Here is a 19,142-nt window from a genome sequence, read left to right as displayed (position 1 = left end):
GCCGTGGCCATTGCAAACATTAATTACTGAGTTTTCAGCTCATCATTAGGGCGGTCAGTACCAGATCGATCAGCTTGATACCGACAAACGGCACCAATAGGCCACCCAGCCCATAAATCCACAAGTTACGGCGCAGCAGCGCCGCTGCACTCATCGCCTTGTAACTCACCCCTTTCAGTGCCAGCGGGATCAGGAACATAATCACCAGTGCGTTAAAAATAACCGCCGACAGTATGGCCGACGCCGGGGAGTGCAACTGCATGACGTTCAGGGCATTAAGCTGCGGATAGGTAGCTGCAAACGCAGCCGGGATAATGGCGAAATATTTAGCAACGTCGTTGGCGATACTGAAGGTGGTCAGCGAGCCACGGGTCATCAGCATCTGTTTACCGATATGCACCACTTCAATCAACTTGGTCGGGTTAGAATCCAAATCCACCATGTTGCCAGCTTCTTTCGCCGCTTGTGTCCCCGAGTTCATCGCCACGGCGACGTCAGCCTGCGCCAGTGCCGGGGCGTCGTTGGTACCGTCACCGGTCATTGCCACCAATCGACCTTCGGCCTGATACTGGCGAATCAATGCCAGTTTGGCCTCTGGCGTGGCTTCCGCCAGAAAATCATCCACACCCGCTTCGGCGGCAATGGCGGCTGCTGTCAGGCGGTTATCACCGGTGATCATCACTGTTTTGATGCCCATTTTGCGCAACTCGGCAAAACGTTCTTTGATGCCACCTTTGACGATATCTTTCAGCGCCACTACACCCAGCACCCGTGGCCCATCGGCCACCACCAGTGGCGTACCACCGGTGCGGGCGACGCTTTCCACCGCGTCTTCCACTGCCCGCGGGAAATGGCCCTGATTGGACTCGACATGGCGGCGAATAGCATCCACAGCACCTTTACGGATCATTCTGTCCTGCACGTTCACACCACTCATCCGTGTTTGTGCCGAGAAAGGCACAAAGGTGGCATTTAGACTGTGCAAGTCACGTTCGCGCAGGTTAAAGCGCTGTTTCGCTAACACCACGATACTGCGGCCTTCTGGCGTTTCATCCGCCAAAGAAGAGAGTTGCGCGGCATCGGCCAGTTGTTGCTCGGTGACACCCGGTGCAGGTAAAAACTCAGACGCCTGGCGGTTACCCAGTGTGATAGTGCCGGTTTTATCCAACAACAGCACATCAACGTCACCGGCCGCTTCCACCGCGCGCCCGCTGGTGGCAATCACGTTAGCGCCCAGCATCCGGCTCATCCCGGCAACCCCGATGGCTGATAGCAGGCCACCGATAGTGGTTGGGATCAGACAAACCAGCAGCGCCACCAGTACCGTAATTGTCACCGGTGAACCGGCATGGTTGGCCTCAACACTGAACACCGAGAACGGATAGAGTGTCGCCGTCGCCAGTAAGAAGACAATAGTCAGAGCCACCAGCAAAATGGTCAACGCCACTTCGTTAGGGGTTTTACGCCGTTTCGCGCCTTCAACCATGGCGATCATCCGGTCGAGGAAGGTTTCGCCGGGGTTAACGCTGCACTCAACTACCAACCAGTCGGACAGCACGCGGGTACCGCCGGTCACGGAAGAGAAGTCACCACCGGATTCACGGATAACCGGAGCAGATTCGCCGGTAATGGCGCTTTCATCAACGGATGCACCACCTTCCAGCACTTCGCCGTCACAGGGCACGGTATCGCCAGCTTCAATCAACACCACATCGCCTTTGCGCAAGCTATCGGCGGAGACTTTCTCCTGTGGCGCATCAAAGCGGGCTTCTGACAGTTTTTTGGCCCAACTGGTTTTTTTCACCCCACGCAGACTTTCTGCTTGCGCTTTACTGCGCCCCTCGGCCAAAGCTTCGGCGAAGTTGGCAAACAGCACGGTAAACCACAGCCACAGAGCCACATTGCCGGTAAACATGGCACTACCGGTGGTTTGGCCGCTTAATATCGCCAGCCAAATCAGAGTGGTCAGCCAACTCCCCAGATAGACCACGAACATCACTGGGTTACGCCATTGGACGCGTGGGTCCAGTTTCTTCACGGCATCAATAAGCGCAGTACGAACCAGTGCTGGCTCAAAAATCGCGCGTTGTTTGCGTGTCATAGTAGTTCTCTCATCAATGTGCTAACCAAACTTGCAGATGCTCAGCAACCGGACCTAAGGCCAGCGCTGGGATAAAGGTCAATGCGCCGACCAACAGCACCGTACCTACCAGCAAACCGATAAATAGTGGTCCAGCGGTTGGCAGCGTGCCATTACCCGCGGGTTGCCGCTTCTTCGCCACCAATGAGTTGGCAATGGCTAATACCGGCAGAATCACGCCAAAGCGGCCGAAGAACATGGCGGCAGCCAGCAGCAGGTTATAAAACGGCGTATTGACACTCAGACCAGCAAAGGCGCTGCCGTTATTGTTGGCCGCAGAGGAGAGGGCGTAGAGAACTTCGCTAAAACCATGCGCACCGGGGTTAAGAATCCCCGCCCGCCCGGCATCAGTGCAGAGTGCCAGTGCGGTACCCAGCAGCACGATAGCCGGGGTGACCAGAATGGCCAGCGCGGTCATTTTCATATCAAATACGTCAATTTTCTTGCCAAGATATTCAGGGGTACGACCAATCATCAACCCGGCAATAAAGACGGTCAGCAGCACGAATAGCAGCATGCCGTATAACCCAGAACCGACCCCACCAAACACCACCTCGCCAATCTGCATTAACCACATCGGTACCATGCCACCTAAGGCGGTAAAGGAGTCATGCATGGCGTTAACGGCCCCACAAGAGGCTGCGGTAGTGACCACGGCATACATACTGGTTGCCAGAATGCCGAAGCGGGATTCTTTACCTTCCATATTGATATTGCTGTCGGCACCTAACTGAGTTAAGTGCGGGTTACCGGCCAGTTCTGCATACATCACCACGACTACGGCCACCACAAAAATCAGTGACATAGCCCAGATCAGCGCATGGCCCTGACGGCTATCACCCACCACCTGACCGAAGGCAAAACAGAGTGCACAGGGTATGAGGAAAATCGCCAGCATCTGCACAAAGTTACTAAAAGCAGTTGGGTTTTCAAATGGATGTGCGGAGTTAGCGCCAAAAAAACCGCCGCCGTTGGTCCCCAACATTTTTATGGCTTCCTGCGAGGCTACCGGCCCCATTGGTAGGGTCTGTTTTACCCCTTCAAGGGTGGTGATATGCAGGTAGCCATCCAGGTTTTGTAATACCCCCTGACTGACGAAAATTAGCGCGATAATCAGCGCAATCGGCAGCAACACATATAAGGTGATGCGCACCAGATCGACCCAGGCATTTCCCAGTGTGTGGGCAGAATGGCGGGCAAAGGCACGGATCAGAGCAAAAGCGACGGCAATGCCGGTTGCAGCAGAGAGGAAGTTTTGTACCGTCAGACCGGCCATTTGACTCAGATAACTGAGGGTGTTTTCGCCGCTATAGGCTTGCCAGTTGGTGTTAGTGACAAAGCTGACCGCGGTATTTAAGGCCAGATGCCATGACATACCCGGCATGTGTTCAGGATTTAGCGGTAACGAACCTTGCGCCATCAACAGCGTGAACAGCAAGGCAATACCCAGTAAGTTAAAGCAGAGAATGGCGAGCGCATATTGCCAGCCGTTCATCTCTTCATTTTTTACACCGCTACAACGCCATAAACCGGCCTCGACTTGGCGCAATGGCGCAAAGGGTTCGCCTTCGATTATGCGAGCCAAAAAGCTCCCCAACGGGCGGGACAGCACCAACAACACCAGCATGAAGCTGGCGATAAGCAGAAATCCTGACGCTGCCATTTAAAAATCCTCCGCATTAAACAAGGCATAAACCAGATAGCCAAGAAGCAGTAGGACCAACAGCGCACCACTAATGATGCTGAAACTCACGATACACCTCCACAACGCTTATTTTTGATAACAACAGCTTATGAAGTCGAGCGAAAAGTTCCTGATAAAAAATGGCCGAGAGGTGTAAAAAAAGTATAAAAACGGTCAAAAAATAGACACGAAATGGGTGTAAATTAACCAGTGGCGGCGCAGTATCGCCAATTCTGGCCCTTGAAGGGTTAGGCACTGAGTCAATACATATAATGTGCCAATTACTAAAGAGTACATAACTGCAATGTAACTAATGATTGGTTTTAAATTAACCTTGTTGTAACAAAATTACAGAATTGACAATTTATTTCGGATTTTGACGTGATTGAGTGGTCGGATGAGTGGTAAAATTTCAACCGATACGGTAAAATTTTGTCCAGTTTCCAATTTTGTTTATTTTATTTTTAACGCCAAGTTGTAAATCGACTCTCTGTTTAACCGAGTTGGCTGTTACACCAAGGCGTTTTAAAGGAGGATCGTTATGACCATGTACAACGCATACCCATTGCATCAGGTTCTCTTGCGCCGGAGCGCAGTGATTCTGGTCGGTTTACTGGCACTGCCGGTGATGCTTTTCCGCAAAGATCGCGCCCGTTTTTACAGCTATCTGCACCGGGTTTGGGCTAAAACCAGTGATAAGCCGGTGTGGTTGGCACAGTCTGAATCGGCAATACAGGATTTTTACTGAGATAAATCAGTAAGCTGCTCGTAGATAAAAACGGCGTAAAATTAATGGCCCGTGGGTTAACACTCGCGGGCTTTTTACTGCCTTTATATCTGCCCCAGATATAAAGGTATCAAGCAAGAGCGTGGTTCTCGGGCAACAACTGTTATGCTGTGATGAGAAAAGCTGCCAAGGCCAAGGGAGAATAGAATGCTGGAGAGTAATCAGGTAACCCACAGTATCGAGTACTGCCATGCGCGAGACGAGCTTGATGCGTTATATGCAGCAGGCATAACACGTGGCCAATTGATGGATTTTCATAGCCGCTATAAGTTAGTGCTGTTGGCGCATTCGCAGCCTGAATACCGCGAAATCGGTCCTTTTATTGCCTCAATGGATAGATGGTCATCATTAATTGAGTTTACTGATGAGTATCGCCAGCGTTTACTGCATTTGTTGTCTCATCAGCCAACGTCCGCCAATCACACCAACGTATTAATGCATGTACAGGGTTATTTTCGGCCTTACCTTACGTCAACACAACGTCAGGCATTGGCACAGCTTATCGAGCAGTATCGGGTAGGTGAGTTGCCTTTGAGTGTCCCCATCGGCCAAATAAATGCTTACTTGGTTGAATTCCCGAATGAGTATCTGGCCGGACAACGCTATTTTACATTTTACTCGGCACAAGGATAAGGCATGGCGACGCATCTGGTCTGGTTTCGTAATGATTTACGCGTAACGGATAATCTGGCGCTGCATGCCGCTTGTCAGGACCCACAAGCCACTGTGATTGCGCTATTTATCGCGACCCCTGCACAATGGGCCGCACATGATATGGCCCCTCGGCAGGCCACCTTCCTGCTGCAAAACCTACAACAGTTACAGCACGCACTGGCTATCCGGGCGATACCGCTACACTATCATCAGTGTGATGATTTTCAGGACTCCATTATCTGGCTGGATGATTTTTGTCAGCAGCAGCAAGTTGATGCGCTATTTTTTAACCAACAGTATGAGTTAAATGAACAACTGCGAGATGGGGCGCTAGTGACGCGGCTCAATCATCGGCAAGAAGCCGGTCACACCATTACCTGCCACCGTTTCGATGACAGTGTGTTATTGCCGCCGGGCAGTGTCCTGACGGGTAATAATGAGATGTACAAAGTATTTACCCCGTTTCGTCGTGCTTTTATTCAGCGTTTAATGATGAGTGAATGCCGTTGTGTCCCTGCGCCAAAAACGCGCGATAACGTGGTAGCTGCCATGCCATTACCACTGCTCCCGTTTGACTATCCGCAACAACCGGTAGATAGCCAATTATTTCCGGCAGGCGAAGAGGCGGCATTACATCGCCTGCGCAGTTTTTGTCGCGAGCAGGTTCAGGACTACCAGCAACAACGTGATCTGCCTGCTGTGGCAGGAACCAGTTGTTTGTCACCTTATCTGGCGTTGGGGATACTTTCGCCCCGTCAATGCTTTAACCGCTTGTTGGCAGAATGTCCCGCGTTGCTGGAAAACTCCGACGGTGGTGCTTTTACTTGGCTCAATGAGTTGGTCTGGCGTGAATTTTATCGTCATTTGTTAGTGGCTTATCCGCGTTTATGCCAGCATCGTCCCTTTATTGACTGGACTGATGGCGTAATATGGCATCACTCAGAACAGCAACTACTTGCCTGGCAGCAGGGACAAACAGGTTACCCTATTGTTGATGCAGCTATGCGGCAGTTGAATGAAACCGGCTGGATGCATAACCGCCTGCGAATGATCAGCGCCAGTTTTCTGGTTAAAGACCTGTTGATCGATTGGCGACACGGCGAACGCTATTTTATGTCCCAACTATTGGATGGGGATTTGGCCGCCAATAATGGAGGCTGGCAGTGGGCTGCCTCCACGGGTACTGATGCTGCACCCTATTTTCGTATTTTTAATCCCACCACCCAGGGCGAGCGTTTTGACCCGAGCGGCGTTTTTATCCGCCGTTGGTTACCTGAGCTGGCTAGGGTGCCAGACAGTGATATCCATCAGCCATGGCGCTGGGCGCAGCGGCAACAGCAACATCTGGATTACCCACTACCGCTGGTGGATCATAAGCTGGCCAGATTGGCTACACTCGCGGCATTTGAAGCCGCTAAGCGGGATGGCCGCAAGGATCCCTAATCACCAGGAGCTTGCATGTTTTTGACATATATTTCGACTAAATTCTGTGTTTCAACTAAAACCCATGTTTTAACGAAACCCACGTTATGTACCAATAAGATAACCCACATGGTGCTTAACGCCGGGCTGATTTTATCGTTTAGCCTATATAGCTCGCTGGCAGCGGCCGGTTTTGAGGTGGTGGCACTGGGGGTGGATGGTGGTGTCAGCGATGGCAATCTGACATCTTATCTGATTCGTGATGATAGTCAGCCGGTCTATTTAGCTCTGGATGCCGGTTCGGTGCTACCGGGTATTGCCAAAGCTCTGGAGAAGGGCGCTTTCCCCGATATTACCGATGAAACCGCCGCCCCGCTGACACGTCAGGGTTATATCTTCCGCCAGCGCATCAACAGCTATTTTCTTAGTCATGCCCATCTTGACCATGTTTCCGGCCTGATTATCGGTTCGCCGCAAGACAGCAACAAGCCCCTTTATGCCTCGGCAGACACGATTGATGTATTGCGAAACTACTATTTTAACTGGCGTGTCTGGCCTAACTTTACTGACAGCGGCAGCGGTACCCGGCTGGGAACCTATCGCATGCAAATGGTGCGGCCAAACCAGCCTCTAAGCCTGGGCTTAACCCGTTTGACGGGGGAATTGTATCCACTGAGTCATGATAAGTCCCCCTCTGCTATGTTATTGATCAGTAGTAATAATCAGTCATTTGCCTATTTTGGTGATACTGGCCCGGATGAGATGGAAAAGTCGAAAAATCTGGATACGGTGTGGCGTAACTTGGCCGAAAAGGTTAAACAGCAGCAATTGAAAGGGATGATAATCGAAGTTTCTTTCCCCAATGACGTTGCTGATAACAAGTTGTACGGCCATATGACGCCTAAGTGGTTGCTGAAGGAATTGAAAAATCTGGAGAAATACAGCGGTGAAGGCCAACCATTAAAGGGGCTGCCGGTGGTTATCAGTCATATAAAACCTTCATTTAAACAGGGACAAGATGTGCGTAAAACCATTGCCACTGAGTTGCAACAAGGTAATGATATGGGGGTTAATTTTATCCTGATGGAGCAAGGCGATAGCCAGCGTTTTTAACTACCCATTTATATTTTTTGAGGCTGATGAAATGCGCAATACCGAACTGGAAACTCTACTCAATAGCCAACTGAATATCTCGGTTTTTCAAGACTATGCACCCAATGGTTTGCAAGTTGAGGGGCGCGAAGAGATCAAGCGCATTGTCACCGGCGTGACCGCCAGCCAGGCACTATTGGATGCTGCGGTTGGGCAACAGGCCGATGCTATTTTGGTTCATCACGGTTATTTTTGGAAAAATGAACCGGTCGTGGTGCGTGGAATGAAACGTAACCGGCTGAAAACATTGCTTACCAACGATATCAATTTGTATGGCTACCATTTGCCACTGGATGCTCATCCTGAATTAGGCAATAACGCGCAATTGGCTAAATTACTGGGTATTCGGGTGTCGGGTGAAATTGAATCTTTCTTACCTTATGGTGAGTTTGATGCACCGTTAAATGCGGTAATTTTACGTGAACGGCTGGAAAAATTGTTGGGCCGTGAGGTATTACATTGTGGTGATCGAGCGCCAGTAGATGTGCGTCGTCTTGCCTGGTGTACCGGCGGCGGGCAGGGTTTTATCCAACAAGCGGCTGATTTTGGTGTTGATGCATTTATCACTGGTGAAGTTTCAGAGCAAACAATTCATATTGCCCGGGAGATGGGCGTGAATTTTTATGCTGCGGGGCATCACGCCACTGAGCGCTACGGCATCAAGGCGTTAGGTGAATGGTTGGCTAGCAAGCATCAATTTGAAGTTATCTTTATCGATATCCCCAATCCCGCCTGACCATTATGCAACATTATGCACTGGTAATAAGTATCGGTGCATAATCTACTGTAGGTATCTCCTTGTTTATGTGCAATTAAACCATACTTTAAACAAGGTTTTATCCTCTCTCTGGCTATTTAAAATCATCATCTGGCCATAGTTGGATGATAAACCGACAGTTTTTAAGAATATTTGCTCTCTATAGCCTGATTCTAAATAAGAAAAGAATCGATTATTTACCACTTTCCTTCGTAAAAAACTTCAAAATACGCTGTTTTCAGCGGTTAATTTCAGTATTTACATTGAATCTAGTGATTGCTGATATCTATTGGTTGATTCAGTTCTATTGACAGCAGTTAGGTGCTAACGCATAAATATGTCCTTATAAAAGCTATTTATCTAATGAAAATAAAAACTATACATGTCTTAGGGGGACGGGAGTGCAAAGAGCACGATGCTATTTATTGGGAGAGAGTGCGGTGGTTCTGGAATTGGAACCGCCGGTAACATTAGCAAGCCAGCAACGGATCTGGGGCTTAGCTGATCGTCTGATTCATCATCCTGATGTCCTTGAAGCGATTCCGGGTATGAATAATCTGACTCTATTATTGTCAGATCCACAAAATACGGCGCTGGACGCCATTGAACGCCTCCAACGCTGGTGGGAAGAGAGCGAATCATTAGTGCCTGAATCACGTGATATCACCATTCCAGTGATTTATGGCGGTGATGCAGGCCCAGACCTGGCTGAAGTGGCTCGTCACACTGGCATGACAGAGCGTCAGGTGGTGGAGTGCCACGCTGGCGCGAGCTATATCGTCTATTTTTTGGGGTTCCAGCCGGGCTTCTCATATCTGGGGGGGATGCCGGAAAAACTCGCCACGCCACGGCGTGCTGAACCACGTTTAGTGGTCGCGCCCGGTTCTGTCGGTATTGGCGGTAGCCAAACCGGTATCTATCCACTGGCAACGCCCGGCGGCTGGCAACTTATTGGCCGCACATCATTGGCACTGTTTAACCCGCTGGAGATGCCGCCAACCTTGTTACGGCCCGGCGATAATGTGCGCTTCCTGCCCTTAAAGGAGGGCGTATGCTGAATATTATTCGTTCAGGTATTTATACCACAGTACAAGACAGTGGCCGTGGCGGTTTTCGCCGTTTGGGAATCAGCCAGGGTGGGGCACTCGATTTACCGGCGCTCAGCATGGCAAATATGCTGGTAGGTAATGAGCCTGATGCTGCCGGGCTGGAAATTACCCTTGGTCAGTTTACGGCACAATTTACGCAACCAGGCTGGATAGCGGTGACAGGAGCTGGTTGCGATGCCCGGCTTGATAATCAGTTGCTGTGGACCGGCTGGCGTTATCCGGTCAAGCCGGGGCAGCAGCTAAAACTCAGTGTGCCACATCGGGGAATGCGCAGCTATTTAGCCATCTCTGGAGGGATTGCAGTACCGGAGATGTTGGGTTCACGCAGCACCGACCTGAAAGCCGGTTTTGGCGGTTATCAGGGGCGACTGATCAAAGATGGCGACACCCTGCCATTAGGCCAAGCCACACGTTTACCACGTGAATCAGTCGGTATCAAACAACTGTTATTTGGTAACCGTGTCCGGGCTGTTCCTGGCCCGGAATATCATGAGTTCGACGATATCGCACAGGGTGCTTTTTGGCGTGAAGCCTGGCAACTCAGCCCACAGAGCAACCGTATGGGATATCGCCTGACCGGGCGCGAATTAGCGCGCACCACGGACCGCGAGATGCTATCCCACGGATTATTACCTGGCGTGGTGCAAGTGCCGCACAACGGCCAGCCGATTGTGCTGATGGCTGATGCGCAGACAACCGGCGGTTATCCGCGCATTGCCTGCGTTATCGAAGCAGATCTTTATCATTTAGCTCAGCTTAGGCTCGGCGAACCAGTGCATTTTGTGCCATGCACAGTTGAGGAGGCGCTGCGGGCCAAAGCGGAGCAACAGCATTTCTTAAAACAGATCGAATGGGGTTTACAGCAAGGATTCGATGCGACGGAGGCCAAATGAAGATTGATTTAAACGCCGACTTAGGTGAAGGCTGCGCTAATGATCAAGCACTGCTGCAATTGGTCAGTTCAGCCAATATTGCCTGTGGCTTTCATGCCGGTGATGCGCAGACCATGCGCCAGTCGGTGCGCTGGGCTATGGAATATGGCGTTGCTATCGGTGCGCATCCGAGTTTCCCTGATCGCGAGAATTTTGGTCGAACCGCGATGCAGTTACCCCCTGAGACGGTGTATGCCCAAGTGGTTTATCAATTAGGTGCCTTGGCAGCTATCGTGAAGGCGGAGGGCGGCGTGATGCAACATGTGAAGCCTCATGGCATGTTGTATAACCAGGCGGCGGTTGATCCTCTGCTGGCGGATGCCATAGCGAAAGCGGTGAAAGCCGTGGACACGTCGTTACGGCTGGTTGGATTGGCGGGAAGCGAATTGATCCGTGCCGGTGAACGCGCAGGTTTGGTGACCCGACAAGAGGTATTCGCTGATCGTCGCTATCAGCCTGATGGCACTCTAGTGCCGCGCAGCCAGCCAGATGCCTTAATTGAAAGTGACGAGTTGGCGTTGTCACAAACGTTGGCAATGGTGCAGCGTCAGCAGGTTCAGGCTCGTGATAGCAGTTGGGTAGCGGTACAGGCGGATACAGTATGCGTCCACGGTGATGGAGCCCATGCCTTGGATTTTGCCCGCCGTTTACGCCACAGTTTTCAGCAGCAAAATATCACGGTAACCGCGCAGTAAGATGGACGTTGGGCAGTAAAAATTATAACCGCCTGGCCCGGGTGGAATGGCTTCATCAATTAGCTACATATCACACTTTATAACAACACTTTAGGACAGGAGAGTCACCTTGGAACAAACGGTAAACCTTTGGCCGCTAATTGGTATTGCGGCGATCGTAATCGGATTTTTACTGCGTATCAACGCAGTACTGGTGGTGATTACCGCCGGTATCATCACTGGTCTGGCGGCGCTAATGCCAATGGCCACTATTTTGGAAAAACTGGGTGAAGGTTTTCTCAATACCCGCAACCTGCCTCTGATTCTGTTACTGCCACTGGCTGTTATCGGCTTGCTGGAGCGCCACGGCTTGAAAGAGCGAGCGCAGGCGTGGATTTCACAAATTAAAAGTGCCACCTCTGGCCGTTTATTGATTGTGTATCTGTTTGTGCGTGAAGCGACAGCCGCGCTGGGTTTAACCAGTCTGGGTGGTCATCCGCAAATGGTACGGCCATTACTGGCACCGATGGCAGAAGGGGCGGCTGAAACCCGTTATGGTGAGTTACCGGAGAAAGTGCGTTATCGCCTGCGTGCAATGTCTGCCGCGACCGATAACGTTGGGTTGTTCTTCGGTGAAGATATTTTTGTCGCTTTCGGTGCGATTATTTTTATGCACAACTTTATGCTGGAATCCGGTGGCATTCAGACCGAGCCGTTACACATTGCGTTGTGGGGTATCCCGACGGCGATTTGTGCTTTCCTGATCCACGCCTACCGTTTGCAACGTTTGGATAAACACCTCGCCGCTGAGTTAACCGCGCTGAGTCAGTCTGCTTTGGCTACCAAGGGAGACGCAAAATGATTTTCCAACAACAATATCTTTATTGGCTGGCTGGCGTAGTGCTGTTGATTGTCGCGTTAATGTCATTTCGTGATAAGGCCAACCCGCGCCGTATCACCACCGGTTTATTTTGGGGATTATACGGGCTGATTTTCCTGGTGGGTGATTGGACCTATCGTCTGGCCAATACTTTGGCGGGCGAGGGACCGGATGAGAAGCGCATTCTGAATATTACTGTCGGTGTGGTGGTGGTGATTATGGCGCTGATTGCCGGTTTTGGTGGGGTAAAACTGGGTAGCTATCATCAACGCACTCCAGAACAGCGCGAAGTGAGTGCCAAGCGTTTGGGGAACCGGCTGTTCATCCCGGCATTGGCTATCCCAGTGGTGACGGTTATTGGCGTGCTGCTGTTTAACAATATCCCCGCGCTGGATCAATGGCTGTTTGGCACCGGCAACCACGCCACCTTAGTCACCTTATTCTCGATGACTGTTGGTTGTGTTCTCGGTTTGATTATTGCGGTCGTCATGACCCACGAAACCGCGGCACAACCGGTGCAGGAAGCTCGGCGTTTGCTCGATTCCATCGGCTGGGCATTTATCTTGCCACAGATATTGGCCACCCTTGGCCTGCTGTTTACCACCGCCGGGGTCGGAACTGCTATTGCCCATCTGACACAGGAATATCTGGCAGTCGATCATCGCTTTGTCGCCGTGGCGGTCTATGCTATTGGCATGGCACTGTTAACCATGATCATGGGTAATGCCTTTGCTGCTTTCCCCATCGTCACTGCCGGTATCGGTATTCCAATTTTAGTATTGCAACACGGCGGTAATCCCGCAGTGATGGCAGCTATTGGTATGTTCTCAGGGTACTGCGGTACCTTAATGACGCCGATGGCAGCCAACTTTAATATCGTTCCTGCTGCGTTACTGGAGTTGCCGGATAAGAATGCGGTGATTAAAGCCCAGATTCCAACCGGGGTGACTCTATTGATTGTTAACGTATTCTTGCTGTATTTCCTGATGTTCCTCTAGGAGTGGTGATGAGAAGTGTATTAATTACCGGGTTTGAGCCATTTGGTGGGGAGCGAGTAAATCCTTCTTGGGAAGTGGTCAAACAATTGAATGATTTAATGCTGGGTGGGGTCAGAGTGGTGGCTCGCCAGTTGCCTTGCGCCTTTGGTGAAGCATTAATTGCGTTGAATGCCGCGATAGATGAAATTCAGCCAGTATTGGTGTTGGCTGTCGGTCAGGCCGGGGGACGCGCCGATATTACTATCGAACGGGTAGCTATTAACGTTGATGATGCCCGTATTCCTGACAATTTGGGGAATCAACCGGTAGATCAGCCGATAGTTGAGGATGGCCCGGCGGCGTACTTTACCCGTTTGCCCATCAAGGCGATGGTGCAGGGTATCCGTGAGGCGGGCATTCCGGCCTCGGTCTCCCAGACGGCCGGAACCTATGTCTGTAACCATGTGATGTACGGGTTATTGCATCGGTTAAATCAGCTCAATAGTGAGGTGAAGGGTGGTTTCATTCATATCCCTTATCTGCCGGAACAGGCGGTAGCTCACCCCGGATCACCCAGTATGTCAACACATTCAGTGCTGGTAGCCTTAGAACTGGCTATCTCTATTGCCATGCAAATTGAACACGATCTGCATATATCAGGCGGCGCGATCCACTGATTTCTCTATAAAAAAACGCCACCTTCACCGGTGGCGCTCTCATCATAAACAGTCTAATTACTCTGCTTATTTCTTCAGTTGACTATTGAAGTCACGTTCGGCATAACCGGTATAAAGCTGACGCGGACGGGCAATTTTAAGGCCCTCATCGTGCATTTCATTCCAGTGAGCAATCCAGCCAATGGTACGGGCAATCGCGAACATCACGGTAAACATTGAAGACGGGATCCCCATGGCTTTCAGGATGATACCTGAATAGAAGTCCACGTTTGGATATAGCTTTTTCTCAACGAAGTAGGGGTCTTCCAGTGCGATACGTTCCAGCTCTTTCGCGACAGCAAATAGGCTGTCATTTTCCAGTTTGAGTTCTTTCAATACCTCATCACAGGTTTCTTTCATCACCGTAGCGCGCGGATCGTAATTCTTATACACGCGGTGACCGAAGCCCATCAGGCGGAATGAGTCGTTTTTATCCTTCGCGCGTTTGATAAATTCTGGAATATGCTCGACAGATTTAATCTCTTCCAGCATTTTCAGGCAGGCTTCGTTCGCGCCGCCGTGAGCTGGCCCCCACAGGGATGCTATCCCCGCGGCGATACAGGCAAACGGGTTAGCGCCCGAAGAACCTGCGGTGCGCACAGTAGAGGTAGAGGCGTTCTGTTCGTGGTCGGCATGTAGGATAAAAATACGATCCATCGCGCGTTCCAGCACCGGGTTGACTTCATACTCTTCGCACGGTGTGGAGAACATCATACGCAGGAAGTTACCTGCATAGGACAGGTCGTTACGTGGATAAACAAACGGCTGGCCGATGGAATATTTATAACACATGGCAGCCACTGTTGGCATTTTAGACAGCAGACGGAAGGCGGTAATTTCACGATGGCGCTCGTTGTTTACATCCAGTGCGTCATGGTAGAACGCGGCCAGTGCACCAGTCACTCCGCATAATACAGCCATCGGATGTGAGTCGCGACGGAACCCACGGAACAAGCTGGTGATTTGCTCGTGGATCATGGTGTGGCGGGTTACTGTCGCTTTGAAGGTTTCATACTCTTCTGCTGTGGGGGTTTCGCCGTACAGCAAAATGTAGCAAACTTCCAGATAAGTAGAGTTTTTTGCCAATTGATCAATAGGGTATCCACGATGCAGTAGGATCCCTTTATCACCATCGATAAACGTGATTTTTGATTCGCAGGACGCGGTAGAGGTAAACCCAGGGTCATAGGTAAAATACCCTTTAGAACCTAAAGTGCTGACGTCGATCACGTCAGTGCCGAGGGTTGGGGATAGAACCTTCAGTTCAATCGCAGCTTCGCCTGCCAGATTCAGCGTCGCTTTTTTATCAGCCATTTACAGTCTCCTTCGCGCTTATTTTAAAAACCGCTAACAACTGGAATGTCTTAGATGCCTGTAGGGCATTATCTTATCGGCACTGCTCTGTTTGATTCACGATTAAACGTTTTATTCACGATTAAAACATGATTTAGGGTACAGAGTGTCTTACCAATGCGGCCAGCGATCCGAGAGGCTGGATCGATAGCGACGTTACAAAGTTGTTAACGATTTGTCGGATGCTTATCGTTTATAGTTCATTGCCTACGATATCTATGGGGATATTCACTTAATACACTGTTGCATAACTTAGGCTTATGGGGAAGTGTATCCGCAGACCTTTAGTGCATCATAGGGCTTATTTCTACCCTAGTTGTAATGGAAATGTTTATTCTTTGTCAAATCAGATAATTAATTTTATATAAATTGTGTAAATCGTGATCCTAATCACTGTTCAGGGGAAATGTTACCAATCGGTTTGTGTGGGAATTGTAATAAGAATGTGAACCCCCTATACTGCCGCCAGGTCTCCGGATTACCCTGAAGTAGGAGCACCCAGCGTTATATAGAACACGTCATTTAGGCATGCAGGATGTTATGTTTAAATGTGCGATGTGAAGGGTTTCGGCTCTTAACGCTGTCTGATCCCAACAAGGCCCGGAGGAAGGAAAATAATAAGAGCTGTGTGGGCAAAACCGTGAAAAAACAAAGACCTGTCAACTTGGATCTGCAAACGATTCGATTTCCCGTTACTGCGATAGCGTCCATTTTACACCGAGTCTCTGGCGTAATTACTTTCGTTGCCGTTGGTATCCTCCTTTGGCTGTTAGGTTTGTCTGTTTCCTCGCAAGAGGGATTCATGCAAGCAGCGGCTGTCATGAATAGTTTTATTGTTAAATTCATCTTCTGGGGAATACTTACTGCGCTGGCCTATCACGTTTGCGGTGGCATCCGTCACTTGCTTATGGATTTTGGCTACATCGAAGAGAGCTTGGCTGCGGGGACCCGCTCCGCACAAGTAACAATGGTGTTAACCTTGGTGCTGTCAGTTTTAGCTGGAGTCCTCGTATGGTAAGCAATGCTTCTGCGTTAGGGCGTAATGGAGTACACGACTGGCTGTTACTGCGTGCTTCTGCAATCGTCATCACTCTTTATATTCTTTATATCCTGGGCTTCGTCGTTATTGTCCCGGACATCACCTATGAAATCTGGCGCGGCTTTTTTGCCTCGCACATCACAAAAGTATTTACCCTGCTGACCTTGCTGTCGATTCTGGCTCACGCTTGGATTGGTCTGTGGCAGGTATTAACGGACTATATAAAGCCGCTAGCGGTACGACTGGTGTTACAACTGGCCGTTGTGGTTACGCTGCTGGTCTATCTATTGTATGGAACAATTGTGGTGTGGGGTGCTTAAATGAAACTGCCGGTCAGAGAGTTTGACGCTGTCGTCGTCGGTGCAGGTGGTGCAGGTATGCGCGCCGCACTGCAAATTTCACAAATGGGGCTGTCTTGTGCCCTGATATCTAAAGTTTTCCCTACCCGTTCCCATACGGTATCTGCGCAGGGCGGTATTACCGTGGCGCTGGGTAATACCCATGAAGATAACTGGGAATGGCATATGTATGACACGGTAAAAGGTTCCGATTATATCGGTGACCAGGATGCCATTGAATATATGTGTAAAACCGGTCCAGAAGCGGTACTCGAACTGGAACATATGGGGTTACCTTTCTCCCGTTTAGAAGATGGCAGCATTTATCAGCGGCCATTTGGTGGGCAATCGCGCAACTTTGGTGGTGAGCAGGCGGCGCGAACTGCGGCAGCCGCAGACCGTACCGGCCATGCGCTATTACACACCCTTTATCAGCAAAACCTGAAAAACCACACCACTATCTTCTCTGAGTGGTATGCACTGGATCTGGTGAAAAATCAGGATGGCGCCTTCGTTGGCTGTACTGCTATCTGTATTGAAACCGGTGAAGTGGTCTATTTCAAAGCGCGGGCCACGGTGCTGGCCACCGGTGGTGCGGGTCGTATCTATCAATCAACCACCAATGCGCACATTAATACCGGTGACGGCGTGGGGATGGCACTGCGTGCCGGTGTACCGGTGCAGGATATGGAAATGTGGCAGTTCCACCCGACGGGTATCGCTGGGGCGGGGGTGCTGGTTACCGAGGGTTGCCGTGGTGAAGGTGGCTATCTGCTGAATAAGCACGGTGAACGCTTTATGGAACGTTATGCCCCGAACGCCAAAGATTTGGCGGGTCGTGACGTGGTTGCACGTTCCATTATGATTGAAATCCGTGAAGGTCGTGGCTGTGATGGTCCTTGGGGCCCACATGCCAAACTGAAATTAGATCACTTGGGTAAAGATGTGCTGGAATCCCGCCTGCCGGGCATCCTTGAGTTATCTCGCACCTTTGCTCATGTTGACCCAATCAAAGAGCCTATTCCGGTTATTCCAACCTGTCATTACATGATGGGCGGTATTCCGACCAAAGTGACCGGCCAGGCAATTACAGTAAATGAAAAGGGTGAAGATGTTGTCATCCCTGGTTTGTTTGCGGTCGGTGAAATCGCCTGTGTTTCCGTCCACGGTGCCAACCGCCTGGGGGGCAACTCATTGCTGGACCTGGTGGTGTTTGGTCGTGCTGCCGGTATGCATCTGCAAGAGTCATTACTGGAGCAGGGTGCTAGCCGCGATGCCAGCGAATCAGATATTGAAGCCTCACTGGAACGAATGAACCGTTGGAACAACACCCGTTCAGGTGAAGATCCCGTTGAGATCCGCAAAGCACTGCAATCTTGCATGCAGCATAACTTCTCGGTATTCCGCGAAGGTGATGCGATGGCGAAAGGATTGGAAGAGTTAAGAACTATCCGCGAACGTCTGCAAAATGCCCGTCTGGATGACACTTCCAGCGAGTTCAATACCCAGCGTATTGAATGTCTGGAATTGGATAACCTGATGGAAACTGCGTTTTCCACCGCCGTATCAGCAAACTTCCGTACCGAAAGTCGTGGTGCTCATAGCCGCTTCGACTTCCCGGACCGTGATGATGCTAACTGGCTGTGCCATTCGCTCTATTTGCCAGACACTGAGAGCATGACCCGCCGTGAGGTAAACATGCAGCCTAAGCTACGCGCGGCATTCCCGCCGAAAGTGCGTTCTTATTAATGCATGTGTTGTGTTGATAGGGTTAAACCTAACCCGTTGCGGAGGAAAAGGTCATGAAACTTGAGTTCTCAATTTATCGTTATAACCCGGACATCGATAACGCGCCGCACATGCAGGATTATGAGCTGGAAGCGGAAGAAGGCCGGGATATGATGTTGCTGGATGCGCTCATCCAGTTGAAAGAAAAAGATCCTACCCTGTCGTTTCGCCGTTCATGCCGTGAAGGTGTGTGTGGTTCAGACGGTTTGAATATGAATGGCAAAAACGGTCTGGCTTGTATTACGCCAGTCTCGGTATTGCAAAAGGGTAATAAAAAGATTGTGATTCGCCCATTGCCGGGGTTACCGGTGGTGCGGGATTTAGTGGTCGATATGGGGCAGTTTTATACTCAGTACGAGAAAATTAAACCTTACCTGTTGAATGATGGCAAAAATCCGCCGGCACGTGAGCATTTGCAATCCCCGGAACAGCGCGAAAAACTGGATGGTTTGTATGAATGCATCCTGTGCGCCTGTTGCTCGACATCTTGTCCGTCATTCTGGTGGAATCCAGATAAGTTTGTCGGCCCGGCAGGGTTACTGGCTGCTTATCGCTTCCTGATTGACAGCCGTGATACCGAAACAGCAGCACGGTTGGATGACCTGGACGACGCTTTTAGTGTTTTCCGCTGCCATAGCATCATGAATTGTGTCAGTGTTTGTCCTAAAGGCCTTAACCCGACCAAAGCAATTGGTCACATTAAGTCTATGTTGTTACAGCGTAGCGCATGATAGTTACAG

19 protein-coding genes are annotated in these 19,142 nt (G+C 50.4%); 15 read left to right on the top strand and 4 right to left on the bottom strand.

Annotated elements, in window-relative coordinates; genetic code table 11:
- Nucleotides 1–34: 34 nt before the first annotated feature.
- Genes kdpB through V1955_RS15375 form a run of 3 tightly spaced genes read right to left on the bottom strand, consistent with a single transcriptional unit; the run spans nt 35 to nt 3,893 of the window.
- Entirely contained in the window at nt 35–2,101 is a 2,067-nt protein-coding gene (kdpB, locus tag V1955_RS15385; RefSeq protein WP_083159618.1) for a potassium-transporting ATPase subunit KdpB, read from the bottom strand.
- Between the two features lie 13 nt (nt 2,102–2,114).
- The gene (kdpA, locus tag V1955_RS15380; protein WP_083159617.1) at nt 2,115–3,803 is read right to left on the bottom strand and encodes a potassium-transporting ATPase subunit KdpA; all 1,689 of its coding nucleotides are present in this window, start codon (nt 3,801–3,803) and stop codon (nt 2,115–2,117) included.
- The gene (locus tag V1955_RS15375) at nt 3,804–3,893 is read right to left on the bottom strand and encodes a K(+)-transporting ATPase subunit F (protein WP_032907040.1); all 90 of its coding nucleotides are present in this window, start codon (nt 3,891–3,893) and stop codon (nt 3,804–3,806) included. It abuts the gene before it with no gap.
- Between the two features lie 472 nt (nt 3,894–4,365).
- Between V1955_RS15375 and V1955_RS15370 the strand changes: the two genes are divergently transcribed.
- The 11 genes from V1955_RS15370 (at nt 4,366) to pcp (ending at nt 13,845) form a co-directional block, all read left to right on the top strand.
- Nucleotides 4,366–4,572 (top strand): YbfA family protein, encoded by a 207-nt coding sequence (locus V1955_RS15370; RefSeq protein ID WP_083159616.1) that lies wholly within the window; start codon nt 4,366–4,368, stop codon nt 4,570–4,572.
- A 186-nt stretch (nt 4,573–4,758) separates the two neighbouring features.
- Nucleotides 4,759–5,244, top strand: a complete 486-nt coding sequence (locus V1955_RS15365) for a YbgA family protein (RefSeq protein ID WP_083159615.1) — start codon at nt 4,759–4,761, stop codon at nt 5,242–5,244.
- A gap of 3 nt (nt 5,245–5,247) precedes the next feature.
- Nucleotides 5,248–6,708 carry a deoxyribodipyrimidine photo-lyase gene (phrB, locus tag V1955_RS15360; protein WP_083159614.1) on the top strand — a complete coding sequence of 487 codons (1,461 nt, stop codon included), beginning with the start codon at nt 5,248–5,250 and terminating at the stop codon, nt 6,706–6,708.
- A 108-nt stretch (nt 6,709–6,816) separates the two neighbouring features.
- Nucleotides 6,817–7,800 (top strand): MBL fold metallo-hydrolase, encoded by a 984-nt coding sequence (locus tag V1955_RS15355; protein WP_420072739.1) that lies wholly within the window; start codon nt 6,817–6,819, stop codon nt 7,798–7,800.
- Between the two features lie 31 nt (nt 7,801–7,831).
- Nucleotides 7,832–8,575: a type 2 GTP cyclohydrolase I gene (locus V1955_RS15350; protein ID WP_442821112.1), complete on the top strand. Its 744-nt coding sequence runs from the start codon at nt 7,832–7,834 to the stop codon at nt 8,573–8,575.
- A 422-nt stretch (nt 8,576–8,997) separates the two neighbouring features.
- On the top strand, nt 8,998–9,654 hold the full coding sequence (pxpB, locus tag V1955_RS15345) for a 5-oxoprolinase subunit PxpB (protein WP_442821111.1): 657 nt from the start codon (nt 8,998–9,000) through the stop codon (nt 9,652–9,654).
- Nucleotides 9,648–10,598 (top strand): 5-oxoprolinase subunit PxpC, encoded by a 951-nt coding sequence (gene pxpC / locus V1955_RS15340; protein WP_372568866.1) that lies wholly within the window; start codon nt 9,648–9,650, stop codon nt 10,596–10,598. Before pxpB ends, pxpC begins: the two co-directional genes overlap by 7 nt.
- Nucleotides 10,595–11,332 carry a 5-oxoprolinase subunit PxpA gene (gene pxpA / locus V1955_RS15335; protein WP_083159610.1) on the top strand — a complete coding sequence of 246 codons (738 nt, stop codon included), beginning with the start codon at nt 10,595–10,597 and terminating at the stop codon, nt 11,330–11,332. The genes pxpC and pxpA overlap by 4 nt, the downstream gene beginning before the upstream one ends.
- A gap of 109 nt (nt 11,333–11,441) precedes the next feature.
- A complete protein-coding gene (locus tag V1955_RS15330) occupies nt 11,442–12,173 on the top strand; it encodes a DUF969 domain-containing protein (RefSeq protein WP_372558356.1) in 732 nt (243 codons plus the stop codon).
- The gene (locus V1955_RS15325; RefSeq protein ID WP_372558357.1) at nt 12,170–13,189 is read left to right on the top strand and encodes a DUF979 domain-containing protein; all 1,020 of its coding nucleotides are present in this window, start codon (nt 12,170–12,172) and stop codon (nt 13,187–13,189) included. The genes V1955_RS15330 and V1955_RS15325 overlap by 4 nt, the downstream gene beginning before the upstream one ends.
- 8 nt (nt 13,190–13,197) lie before the next feature.
- Complete coding sequence (gene pcp / locus V1955_RS15320; RefSeq protein WP_083159607.1) at nt 13,198–13,845, top strand: pyroglutamyl-peptidase I; 648 nt, start codon at nt 13,198–13,200, stop codon at nt 13,843–13,845.
- A 66-nt stretch (nt 13,846–13,911) separates the two neighbouring features.
- Here pcp and V1955_RS15315 read toward each other — a convergent pair whose 3' ends face one another.
- A complete protein-coding gene (locus V1955_RS15315; protein WP_083159605.1) occupies nt 13,912–15,198 on the bottom strand; it encodes a citrate synthase in 1,287 nt (428 codons plus the stop codon).
- A 667-nt stretch (nt 15,199–15,865) separates the two neighbouring features.
- Here V1955_RS15315 and sdhC point away from each other — a divergent pair.
- Genes sdhC through V1955_RS15295 form a run of 4 tightly spaced genes read left to right on the top strand, consistent with a single transcriptional unit; the run spans nt 15,866 to nt 19,133 of the window.
- On the top strand, nt 15,866–16,255 hold the full coding sequence (gene sdhC / locus V1955_RS15310; protein ID WP_083163805.1) for a succinate dehydrogenase cytochrome b556 subunit: 390 nt from the start codon (nt 15,866–15,868) through the stop codon (nt 16,253–16,255).
- Nucleotides 16,249–16,596, top strand: a complete 348-nt coding sequence (gene sdhD, locus V1955_RS15305; protein WP_050098880.1) for a succinate dehydrogenase membrane anchor subunit — start codon at nt 16,249–16,251, stop codon at nt 16,594–16,596. The genes sdhC and sdhD overlap by 7 nt, the downstream gene beginning before the upstream one ends.
- Entirely contained in the window at nt 16,597–18,363 is a 1,767-nt protein-coding gene (sdhA, locus tag V1955_RS15300; protein ID WP_083159603.1) for a succinate dehydrogenase flavoprotein subunit, read from the top strand.
- A gap of 53 nt (nt 18,364–18,416) precedes the next feature.
- Nucleotides 18,417–19,133 (top strand): succinate dehydrogenase iron-sulfur subunit, encoded by a 717-nt coding sequence (locus tag V1955_RS15295; RefSeq protein ID WP_442821110.1) that lies wholly within the window; start codon nt 18,417–18,419, stop codon nt 19,131–19,133.
- Nucleotides 19,134–19,142: the final 9 nt, after the last annotated feature.

It is taken from the genome of Yersinia sp. 2545 StPb PI, assembly GCF_052217125.1.
Classification (GTDB): Bacteria; Pseudomonadota; Gammaproteobacteria; order Enterobacterales; family Enterobacteriaceae; genus Yersinia; species Yersinia enterocolitica_E.
Note: the sequence above shows the minus strand (reverse complement) of the source record. Positions and strands in the feature narration are given on the sequence as shown.